This is a genomic window from Rhodococcus sp. 05-2254-6 (assembly GCF_002258565.1).
In the GTDB taxonomy this organism is placed as follows: Bacteria; Actinomycetota; Actinomycetes; order Mycobacteriales; family Mycobacteriaceae; genus Rhodococcoides.
Map to the genome: position 1 here is coordinate 16163 of NZ_NOZF01000089.1, position 11062 is coordinate 27224.

General features: G+C 67.0%; 7 protein-coding genes and 1 pseudogene. 1 reads left to right on the forward strand and 7 read right to left on the reverse strand.

Going from position 1 to position 11062, the window contains the following annotated elements; genetic code table 11:
* Positions 1 to 91: 91 nt before the first annotated feature.
* The 7 genes from trxA to CH256_RS11025 all read right to left on the reverse strand — a co-directional run bounded on the left by trxA (position 92) and on the right by CH256_RS11025 (position 10187).
* Positions 92 to 424: a thioredoxin gene (trxA, locus tag CH256_RS10995; RefSeq protein ID WP_068047667.1), complete on the reverse strand. Its 333-nt coding sequence runs from the start codon at positions 422 to 424 to the stop codon at positions 92 to 94.
* A gap of 34 nt (positions 425 to 458) precedes the next feature.
* Positions 459 to 1448 (reverse strand): thioredoxin-disulfide reductase, encoded by a 990-nt coding sequence (gene trxB / locus CH256_RS11000; protein WP_068047687.1) that lies wholly within the window; start codon positions 1446 to 1448, stop codon positions 459 to 461.
* A gap of 126 nt (positions 1449 to 1574) precedes the next feature.
* The gene (locus tag CH256_RS11005) at positions 1575 to 2303 is read right to left on the reverse strand and encodes a hypothetical protein (RefSeq protein ID WP_141215237.1); all 729 of its coding nucleotides are present in this window, start codon (positions 2301 to 2303) and stop codon (positions 1575 to 1577) included.
* A 59-nt stretch (positions 2304 to 2362) separates the two neighbouring features.
* The gene (gene sigM, locus CH256_RS11010; RefSeq protein ID WP_094669610.1) at positions 2363 to 2944 is read right to left on the reverse strand and encodes an RNA polymerase sigma factor SigM; all 582 of its coding nucleotides are present in this window, start codon (positions 2942 to 2944) and stop codon (positions 2363 to 2365) included.
* 99 nt (positions 2945 to 3043) lie between these two features.
* A complete protein-coding gene (locus tag CH256_RS11015) occupies positions 3044 to 7222 on the reverse strand; it encodes a lipid II flippase MurJ (RefSeq protein WP_179272071.1) in 4179 nt (1392 codons plus the stop codon).
* Positions 7219 to 9630: a DUF6049 family protein gene (locus CH256_RS11020; protein ID WP_179272072.1), complete on the reverse strand. Its 2412-nt coding sequence runs from the start codon at positions 9628 to 9630 to the stop codon at positions 7219 to 7221. The genes CH256_RS11015 and CH256_RS11020 overlap by 4 nt, the downstream gene beginning before the upstream one ends.
* The gene (locus tag CH256_RS11025) at positions 9627 to 10187 is read right to left on the reverse strand and encodes an NUDIX hydrolase (protein WP_068047657.1); all 561 of its coding nucleotides are present in this window, start codon (positions 10185 to 10187) and stop codon (positions 9627 to 9629) included. The genes CH256_RS11020 and CH256_RS11025 overlap by 4 nt, the downstream gene beginning before the upstream one ends.
* 116 nt (positions 10188 to 10303) lie before the next feature.
* Between CH256_RS11025 and CH256_RS11030 the strand changes: the two are divergent.
* A pseudogene (locus CH256_RS11030) lies at positions 10304 to 10832 on the forward strand (CCA tRNA nucleotidyltransferase); the annotation flags it as partial.
* Positions 10833 to 11062: the final 230 nt, after the last annotated feature.

Here is an 11062-nt window from a genome sequence, read left to right on the forward strand (position 1 = left end):
GGCTGATGTGCCGATGCCGAAGCATCGGCACATCAGATGATTGTCGCAGAAAGACTGGCTTCCGCTGCAATCCACACTGTGTGCAGGTGAGTCAGATAACGCCTTCGAGGTCCTTGAGCAGGGCGGCCTTGCCCTTTGCGCCGACAATTTGCTTGACCGGCTTTCCACCCTGGAACAGGATCATCGTCGGAATCGACATGACCTTGAAGTCGCGAGCGGCCTGCGGGTTGGCGTCGATGTCGAGCTTGGCGATGGTGAGCTTGTCCTTGTGCTCGGCCGCGATCTCCTCGAGAACGGGGGCGACCATCTTGCACGGGCCGCACCAGGTGGCCCAGAAGTCGACCAGGACGGGCTTCTCACTGGTCAGGACGTCGTCGGCGAACGACGCGTCGGTGATGGTGACAGTGCTTTTGTCGTCGGACATTTTCTATCTCCTCGATGTGGAAGTTCGGTGCCTGTCAGGCGTTGACGGCGTCGACCGGCTGGTCGGCGTGTTCGAGCGTGTTGCTGGTGATGTCGCCCTGCTCGGCCAACCACCGCTCGGCGTCGATCGACGCGGTGCAGCCCGTACCCGCAGCGGTGATGGCCTGCTGGTACACGTGGTCGACGAGGTCTCCGGCAGCGAAGACGCCCTCGACGGACGTGGCCGACGTGGGCGACGCGACCTTGACGTAGCCGGCATCGTCGAGCTCGACCTGTCCCTTGACCAGCTCGCTGCGCGGATCGTGGCCGATCGCGACGAACATTCCGGTCACGTCCAGAGTCGTCTTCTCGCCGGTTTCGGCGTGCTCGAGCGAAAGCCCGGTGACGCTGGCGTCACCGAGGACCTCGAGCACCTTGGTGTCGGTGAGGAAACGAATCTTGTCGTTGTTCTTGGCGCGCTCGAGCATGATGCGCGACGCGCGGAACTCGCTGCGGCGGTGCACGATCGTGACGCTGCGTGCGAAGCGAGTGAGGAAGGTCGCTTCCTCCATGGCCGAGTCGCCACCACCGATGACGGCGATGTCCTGATCACGGAAGAAGAAGCCGTCACAGGTGGCGCAGGCGCTGACGCCGCGTCCGAGCAACTTCTCCTCACCCGGGATGGACAGATAGCGAGCTGCTGCGCCCATGGCGAGGATGATCGCCCGAGCCCGGTAGGTCTCGCCGCCGGCGGACACCGTCTTGATCGGGCCCGTCAGATCGAGCTCCTCGACGTCCTCGGTCCGGATGTCGGCACCGAATCGCGCCGCTTGTTCGCGCATCTGTTCCATCAGATCGGGGCCCATGATGCCCTCGCGGAACCCGGGGAAATTCTCGACCTCGGTGGTGGTCATCAGCGCACCGCCGAACTGTGTTCCCTCGAACAGGATCGGCTCCAGCTCCGCCCGTGCGGCGTAGACGCCAGCGGTGTAACCGGCCGGTCCCGAGCCGACGATGATGAGATCGTGAACCTTGGGGGTACTCAATGCAGACCTTCCGATCATGTGCGGCGTATACGTGCAGTCGACAACCGAGTGTTCAGCGCACACGCCGGTCGACGTACATCTGGTCAACACCACCCTAGAGGCAGTTGTTCCCCGGTGAGAGATCTGTCAGCCGATATCGCGACGCGTCAGCACGTCCGGGTTCGCAGTGCTGCAGTCGTTGCCCACCGCAAGGGCGATGAACTGTGAGGGCTGTTCTCCGGCGAGGACGAGCAGCGTTCCGTCTCGGCCGTCGACGCGCACTCGACTCGATCCGAGAACGGTGGTGGCCGGATCCACGTCATTGGACTGCAGACAGGCAGCGAGGTCGGCCGGATCGGCCAATGCTCCGGGATCCCGCTTGCCGATGATGCCGAACGCGAAACCGGAGTCGAGGTCGGCGGAATCGAGCACCAGAGACGAATCCGGAGCCTGCGTGGGGTCGGCAACGATCGATTCGGGCTCGTCCGGAGTGAACACGGACGCCGCGACAGCAACCGATCCGGCCGTCAGAAGTGCTGCGGCAGCGGCGGTTCCGAGAACCATACGGCGTCTGCGCGGACGGAGCGGAACGACGACGTCCACCGGGGACGTCGATTGCTCGACCGTGTGCAGGGTGCGATCGATCTGTTGGGCGACGTCGGGCGGAATCGACAACGTCCCGGTGGGGTCCTCGCCCAACTCGTGCAGTCGAGCCGAGACGGCGTCGAGACCGGCGAGGATGCGCATCGAATCCTCGTCGAGGCGAACCAGTGGCCACAGTCGCCTACTGACGTCCTCGGGAAGTGCATCGGCATGCAGATCGGCGAGTAGCTCCGGCGAGAACGGGGCTTGTAGAGCGTCTGTGCTCGACGGCACGATCCTGCCTCCCTTCGCCGAGTCTGCTTTCTCTCTCACACGGTATAGACGCGAGGGGGTCAGATTCGGTTCCTTGCATCTTTCAAGTACGCGAGTTGCGTCGAGAGCTTGAGTCGACCGCGGGCGCATCGACTCTTCACGGTACCGGTGGGAACGCCGAGCAGGTCCGCAGCGTCGGCCACCGAATAGCCCTCCATGTCCACGATGACGACGGCTGCACGTTGATCGGGTGGCAACATCATCAGAGCCTGCCGAACGAGAATGCTCGTCTCCGTCTCGGAAATTCGATCCCTGGGAGATACGGGCTCGTGACTTTCGTTCTCGCTCAACGGAACCGACGGGCGTGCCTTGTTTCTGCGGATGCGGTCGAGGCAGGCATTGACGACTATCTTGTGCAACCAGCTTCGGACCGCGGCGTCGGCGCGGAACGACCCGGCCGTGCGATGAGCGGAGAGCAACGCCTCCTGCAGCGCATCGGAGGCGTCCTCGGGCGTGTAGCTGGTGCGCCGAGCCGTCAGCCACAGGTGTTCGTGGTGTCGGTAGATCAGCGTGGCGAAGGCGTTCGGCTCTCCGGCCGCATGAGCAGCCAGAAGCTCCGCATCCGTGCGCTCCCCTGGCGCCGAATCGAAACGTTCGGTCATACGAAAACGGCTCCCCCCGTGTTAACGCATTGGGGGGAGCCTAGGCGATGAATACCGTGAAGTACGAAACGAGCCGGTATTGATTACCGAGTGCCCGAATTAGGTGTCGAAACCGATCCCGGAGATCGAGGTGGCGATGCGGCCACCCTGTTCGCTGAGACTGGTGATCCAGACGAGGACGTTCCCGGTCGGCTCCGCGTCGTTGAGGGCGATGTCGGTTCGGCCGTTCTGCAACGTGGCCTCACCGAGCAGCGTGGTGTCGCTCAGGCTGGGTGAGTCGTTCGGGGCCGACCGGATCTCGACGACGGTTCCCGGAGACGTCGATTCGATCCATGCGTTCTGCAGCGTCGAGGACGGGATGGACACGAGCAGGCCGACGCCGTTCTTGAGAGCCGGGAACTGCTGGAAGTACGAGTCGGTCGTCCACGCGGTGCTGGGGTCGTTGTCGATCACGTTGGACGCGGTGCTCGGGTTGTCGGCGGAACCCTGGGGTGAGAAGACGCTGACGTCGTCCAACGCCACCGGGCCACCGGCTGGAGCCGGGGGGGCCGCGGAATCGGCTGCGGGCGGTGCCTCGGCCGGAGTCGTGAGTCCGAAGTCCTGGGTGTCGAGCGGAGTTTCGGTGTTGTCGCCTGCGATCGAGGTGAACAGCCAGAAGCCCGCGAACGCGAGCACGACGACCGTCAAGGCACCGAGTACCGCGATGGCGATGTTGGTGCGCATCGACTTCGCCTTCTCGGCGGCGATCTCCTCGGGGTCGGCGAGCGAATGGCCACTGGCACCCGGTGCGCGTTGGCCCAATCGCAGAGCCGGCATCAGATCCGTCTTGTCGTTGACCACAGCTGCTTGGTCGAGGACGTGCTGCACGGTGGCAGCGGTACGGATTCCGCTGTTCTGTTCCAGCGCCCGCACTGCGACGGCGGAGATCTCGAACGGAACGTCGGGACGAACCTGCCTGGGCTCGAGCGGGGCACCCTTGTCGTCGCGGTCGGCCGGACGCATACCGCCGACGCTGCGGGCCGGAGCTGCGTCGCCGGATACGACGGCACCGCCGGTGGTGTCGGACAGGGGCCACTTTGCGGTGATCAGGGCGTAGAGCATCGCGCCGAGTCCGCGGACGTCCGAACTGGGGTCGGCGTCGGCCAGTGTTGCAGGGAAGGCGAGGACGGCATTGCCGCTGGAGCTGATGCGCACGCGATCGGGATGATCGATCGACAGCGCACCTCCGCTGCGGTGCGCGGCCTCGGCCGCTGCGGCCAGCACCTTGATCGCGCGTGCCGCGCCGGTGGGTGCAGGCACGGTATCGGCCATCTCGCGCAGCGACCGGCCGGGAGTCCATTCCGCGACGACGATGCCGCCGGAGCTGCCACGCACCACGTCGAGCACGCGTGCGAGGCCTGGCGAATTGATCCGACCCAGACGCAGCGTGCGCGAGAGGATCGCCTGCGGTCCCTGAGTGCGGTCGTCGGTCGAGGCGGTGGATTGCTGGTCGGCGTCGACGAACGTCAACGCGACCTCGCGATCGAGCTTGACGTCGTGGGCCTGCCAGAACTTGAGGCCGCGCGCGCCGCCGTGCGGTGCCAGCAGTCGGTACCGTCCACCGGCAACGGAGGCACCGGGAATGAGCGTCGGGCCGCGGAGCGTGCGCCCGGGAGCGCTCGCCGGAGCCGCAGCAGTGTCGACGTCGTCGGTGGAAGACGAGTCGTCGTTACCGGGTGTGGCCGGTACGGCTGCGGTCTTCTCGGGATCCGCATCCGCCGCGGGCTTCGACTCCTGTGTGGACTTCTCGTCGTCGGTCTCGACCGGCAGATCGGCCTTGGAGATGGAGATCGTCTTGTCGGTCGGACGCGCCGCGAGGGCAGCCTTGGAGATGGAGACGGTCTTGTCGGCCGGCTTCGGAGCAGACTTGGCGGCAGCAGGCTTGTCGACAGCGGGCTCGTCGGCGGACTTTTCGACGTCCTTCTCGGGAGCAGGTGCCTTCGACTCGACTGCAGTCTTCGATTCGGGCGCGGTCTTCGCCGGCGTCTCGGCGGGCTTCGGAGTCTTGGAGGAAGAAGCCTCGGCCTTCACGGGCTCGGTGCGGTCCTGGGTGTCGACCTCGACGCCGCCGCTCGTTCGGTCGGCTTCGCTTGCTGGAGATTGTGCCGGCCCCCCAGCAACTTCGTCGTCGGTCACTGTCACTCCTTCAGGCGAATATGCCCCGTGTTGATCTACGAACGGTCGACCCTCATGAGCTTGTGCCCCCGGGTGCCGATGACCAGGGTACGGGAGCCGATCCCGCGCAGTGTCCCATGTGGGCTCGCTTCGAATAACCGGAATAACGCCGGTTTCTGCAGCGGCCAGATCTGCGTCCCGCGTGTCGGATCCTCCGCGGAACCTGCGGACGAGGCGGCTCAGGGCTACGGTGACCGCAAGAACTTCGAGAATCTTGCCGAACCAGAGGATCGAGAACGTGATGCCGAGCATTATGACGGCGTCGATCGCCACGCGGGCGAAGTTGCCGACCCAGCCGTTCATCATGGCGTCGAGCCCGAGGATCCGGTCGATCGCGAGCATGGCCGCGCCGCCGGCCAGTGAGGCGATGAGCACCAGCCAGACCGTCTTGCCGACGTTGGCCATCCGCAGGCTGCCCAGGCTCTTGTGCAGCAGGTATCCGCCGATGATCGCGCCGACGGTGTACCCAAGGCCGGTCGCGGCGCCGAGGAGCAGCACCACTTGCTCCGGAGAGGACGCGACGATCGGCGCGAGCAACGACAGGCCGATCTTGACGGCGGTGATGCCGAGGATGATCCACGTCGGCGTCCAGGCCTTCTCACGGGCGTAGAAGACACGCAGGTGGATCAGCACCAGGGCGTACGGGATGAGGGAGAACGCGGACCAGCTGACGGCCTCGCCGAGTCTGGGTGCGACCTCGGCGAACCGGCCGAAGCCGTACAGCGCCTCGCCCACCGAAGGCCCCGCGAAGGTCAGGAACACCACGATCGGCACCAGCGCGACCATCGTCAGGCGGGTGGCTACCGACAGATCGTCGACGACGGACGGGGTGTCACCGTTGGCGGCGTTGCGGCTGAGTCTGGGCATGATCGCCGTCAGCACCGTCACGCCGAGGATGCCGTAGGGCAGCTGCAGCACGATCCAGGCCTGCGAGTAGATCACGTTGCTGGCATCGTCGGTGCCCGACGCGATCCTGGTGGCGACGATCAGCCCGATCTGGCTGATGACGACGTAGAGCACGATCGCGGCGGCCATCGCGCCGAACTTCTTGAGTCGCTCGTCGAATCCCCAGAGCGGGCGCAGGTCGATGCGTTCGCGGCGCAGGGCCGGGATCAGAGCGAGAACTTGGGTGACGACACCCGCGGTCACACCGAGGCCGAGAACGAGAATTTTGGGATTGCTCATCTCGATGGTGTTCGCGGTGATCTCGCCCGGGACGAAGGGGTACAGGGCGAACACCGCGAGCACGATGAGGTTGTTGTAAACCGGGGCCCAGGCGCCGGGCTTGAAGTTCTGCCGGGTGTTGAGCACGGCCGTGAGCAGGCCGGACAGTCCGTAGAACATCAGCGCGGGCAGCACCAGGTAGGTGAACGCGATGGTGAGGTCCTCGTTGACCTTCGGATCGCCGTCGAGCATCAGCCGCGCCAGCAGCGGGGCTGCGATCGTCGCCGCGAGCGCCACGGTTCCGAGGAGCGCCACTGCGATGGTGAAGAGGCGTCGCACGAATGCCCGCCCGCCGTCGGCGTCCTCCTGCTCGGCTCGGACCAACACCGGCACGACGATGGCTCCGAGCACGGCGCCGAGGACCAGCTCGGAGATCATGTTCGGCAGGATCGTCGAGACGGTGAACGCACTGGCCAGAGCCGCGCCGAGGGTGGCCGTCATGGCGACCTGCTTGGCGAATCCGGTGATGCGGCTGACCAGTGTCGCCACCGCGATCGAACCCGACGCGGCCAGCAGTGACTTCTGCGGCCGCGGCTCGGGCTGCGGTGCCGGGGCGGGCCCGCCCGGTGGAGTTGTCGTCGGCGGAACCGTTCCGGACGGTGCTGTGCTCGACGAAGGATAGGGGTAGTCCTCGTCCCGGAATCGCGGGATCATCTGCGTGACGGTGTCGTCGGCGGCCGGCTGACCGTCGAGCGACGGCGGTGCCGGGTAGGAGCGCAGCTCCGGCCGCGACTGCCGCTCCCAGGGGGCGGACCGCGGTGGCGTCGTGCGTCGGAACACCTGCGATGCAGGCATGCGTGACCGCGGCAGGTCGCCGTCGTACGGGACGTTGCCTGTCATGGTCTCTCGTACCCTTCGTCGGCCGGGTCGGGTTGACCTCTGAATCGGTGCCAGAGGCGTCGACCTGCAAGTAACAGTAGGAGAGCACCGGCGCAGGCGGTAATTATCGCCAGTGCCTGGCCGTATGCGTTCGATCGCACGGACACCGTCGAGACCTCACCGAGCCGGGACCCGTCGAGCGTCGTGACGGAGAAGTCGACCGACAGATTGCGCGTGTCGTCCACTTCGGCCGGAACGGTGATGGTCCGTGATCCACGGGCCGGAAGTTGGGTGACGCCGACGTCGCTGATCGTCATCTCCGGCGGCGCATCGACCCTGAGCAGCACGTTGACCGGGACCGGAAGGTCGTTGCGGGCGACGAGGAGCAGCGGACTCTGCTCCGAGGCGAGGGTGTAGACCCCGCCAGGGGCCAGCACGGTCACCGACCCGTAGATGGTGTCCAATCCGATGCGAATGGCTGCGAGTCGGTCGCGCGCCATCACGCCGGTGTCGTCACTGGCGGCACTGGCGCGACCGGCCGTCGACAGCGCTCGGAGCATGTCCTCGCGCAGCGGGGCGGTGTACAGGCGCGGGGTCAGCGCCGACTGCGGGTCCTCGACGAGTGATTGCATCAGAGTGTCGACCCGGGCGCTCTGCGATTGCACCAGGCCGATGGTGCCGGTATCGAGTTCGGTGGCTGCATCGATGCCGGTCACCGGAGGTCCGGACGTGGGCTCGGCGAGCAACTCGGCCAGTGGGCGCGGCGTCGCCAACCCCGAACGCAGCAGCGAGGACACCGTCGACAGAATGGCCGACGGCTCGTCGCCCCCCGCGGTCCAGTACTGCGGGGGCGCGACGGTGACGGTGCGCCCGGGCCGATCGGTGCCGACGAGCGCATGGAAGTTGACGGCTCCGAGCGCGTCCTGCAGGCGTGCGGTACGCGAGTCGGTGGCGAGGTCGAAGCGCTGCTCGGTGGGGGTCAGGGCGGGGGTGGACGGGGTGTCTCCGACGCCGGCCAGCGCGGCCGCGGTGGCGGCGTCGTACTGGGTGGCGGCCAGCGTCTCGGTCTGCTGGGTGTCCGATGGCTGGGTCGCGGTCGAGGCCAGCAACGAGGTCGGGGCCGAGGTCGGCGGGTCGAGGCTGTTGTCGGCGACCAGTACGGTGTCGGTGCCGGCCGATCGCAGGGCGTCGGCGGTGTCCGCGTCCACCCCACCGGTGGTGCTCCAGGTGAAGCCTCGTGTGGAGGTGATGCCGAGGATGCCGTCGACGATGTCGGCCGGGGCACTGACAGCACTGCTCAGCAGAGTGGCATCGCCGATGTCGGCCACCGCCCCCAGATCGGTCTGGGCGAACGGCATCGCCGTCACGCAGGTGCTCGACGCGACCGTCTCGAGTCGGGACAGCCACTCGGCTGCGGCTGCACTTCCGGTGCCCTCACGGGTCGTGCTGGCGGGATCGGCCGGGTTGTCGACGACGAGGTAGCCGCGGGTCATGTTCGAGACGGTGACGAGCAGGTCGGGGTCCAGGCCGATACACAGGCTCGACGCCAGTCTGCCGTCGGGATCGAGGCCGGGTTGCGTCGCGAACTCGACGGCCTTGAGCAGGGTGTCGAGCCGACCGCCACCGGCGAGTTCGCCGGCGAGTTCGTCGTCGATCAGCCGCACGCGCTCGTCGACGGATCCGGGAATTCCGGCAGCCAGGCGAGGGATGTCGGCCAGCGGCCATAGGACCGTCATCGCGACGGGGTTGCGGGTGTTCGGCGGCAGCGGCATCGCGCCCGGTGCGGTCGGGTCCATCTCACCCGGGTTTCGGGGCAGTCCGACGACCGGGAGCAGGAAGCGAGCGTCGTCGAGTCGTGCGGTTCCGCCGTACTCGGGGGTGCCGTTGACGTTGAGCAGCAGCGGGTAGACACCTGGCGCCTCGATTCCCAGCGAGGGTTCGGTGGTGCTGCGCAGCTGCATCGACATGTCGAACTGGCGGCTCTCGTCCTTCTCCAGTGAGTCGGCGACCGTGACGAAATCGCCCACTCGCTCGAATCGGTCCTGGTCGAGAGTCAGGGAGGTCCGCAGGCCGGCGGTGGTGTCGACGGCGGCAGCGGCCTGCATCCGGACACTGACGTCGTCGACGCGGCGGTCCCCGGTGTTCGTCACCGTGGCGCGCACGGTGACGAACGGGTCGCTGCTGGTGGTGACGGTGGAGGGGGCGACGGTCTCGATGCTCAGCGTCAGGAAGGGGTTGCCGTCCTGCGTCATCGGAGTGTCCGGAACGGCGCTGGTGGTGCCGGACGCATCGCCGACGGAGGAGTCGGGTTGGGCCGCGGCGTTCGGAAGCTGCGTGGGGACCAGTGCTGCGGAGCCGACCGACGGAGCCACCGCAAGAACGAACGTGGTCAATGCGGCGGCAGCGACCTTCCGGGCCCGCACGATCACTTCCCGCCGGGGATGGGTGCGCCCGAGTTGCCGCTGCTCATGTCCTCGATCAGACGGGTGGCGATGGCGGCGAGCTTGCGTTCGTCGGCGTAGGCGAGTCGAGAGGGCAGTTCGGTCAGCGGGACCCACGCGACCTCGGTCACCTCGAGGTCCTCGTCCGACAGTTCGCCGCCCAGGAATCGGAGCAGGTAGTGGTGGACGGTCTTGTGGACGCGTCGGCCCTCGGTGACGAACCAGTAGTCGATGCTGCCCAGCGAGGCCAGGACGGTGCCGCGGATGCCGGTCTCCTCGGCGACCTCGCGCATGGCCGTCTGCTCGGCGGTTTCGCCCTGCTCGATGTGCCCCTTGGGCAGGGACCAGAGGAGGCGTCCGCGGCGGTCGGTGCGGCCGATGAGGGCGGCGCAGCGCTTGGCAGGCGGCCCGTCGAGGCCGTCGACCACCAGGCCGCCTGCCGAGGTCTCGCGGACGGTCCGCAGCTTGGGCGCTTCGGTGTCGGCGCGTGCCTGACGCCGCCGCGGGTTGCGGCGGCTCCTGTTCGCACGTTCGGCAGCAGACACCCGATCCATACTAGTTGCCTGTGCGCACTCTTCTACCGTGCCGCACCGCGGGGTGAAGGCCGGGACAATCGATCGGCTCGGCGCAAGTAGGCTCTCCCACCGTGGCCGATCAGTCCCTGTCCTCCGTTTCCGCCGAGCAGACCGATGCCCGCCGGGAGAGGTTGCTGGCGGGAGCTGCTGTGACGCTGCGCGAACTCGCTCCGGTGTTGACTCCGCTGGGCGCACTGTTCGCCGCGGCGGGGCACGAGCTCTTCCTCGTCGGTGGCTCGGTGCGCGATGCAGTTCTCGGTCGACTCGGAACCGATCTGGATTTCACCACCGACGCCAGGCCCGAGGACGTTCAGGCGTTGCTGTCGGGCTGGGCGGACCACCAGTGGGACACCGGCATCGCATTCGGGACCATCAGCGCGGCCAAGGACGGCCAGACGATCGAGATCACCACCTATCGCACCGACTCCTACGACCAGGTCTCCCGCAATCCCGAGGTGCAGTACGGCAACAGCCTCGAAGAAGATCTCGTTCGACGCGATTTCACCGTCAACGCCATGGCAGTACGTCTCGGCGCGGACGGTGCCCAGGAATTCGTCGATCCGCTCGGCGGTGATGCGGTCGATCTGCTCCGCCATGTCCTCGATGGCCCGGTGCACCCGTGGCATCAGAGTGAACCCCAGCTGGGAGACGAACCGCGCGGCCCGCAGCATGCGCAGGGGATCGTCTCCGAACGAGACCTCCGGTGCCGAGGGAGTATCGAGAACGCCCTCGAGTAACGCGTCCATACCGCCGAGCGGATCGACGAATTCCTGGGCACCGTCCGCGCCGAGACGTACTGCCATGGCGTTGACGGTGAAATCGCGTCGAACGAGATCTCCTTCGAG

Coding starts and splice junctions, on each gene's coding strand:
- trxA (WP_068047667.1), bottom strand. CDS start 424: ATGTCCGACGACAAAAGCACTGTCACCATCACCGACGCGTCGTTCGCC.
- sigM (WP_094669610.1), bottom strand. CDS start 2,944: ATGACCGAACGTTTCGATTCGGCGCCAGGGGAGCGCACGGATGCGGAG.
- CH256_RS11015 (WP_179272071.1), bottom strand. CDS start 7,222: ATGACAGGCAACGTCCCGTACGACGGCGACCTGCCGCGGTCACGCATG.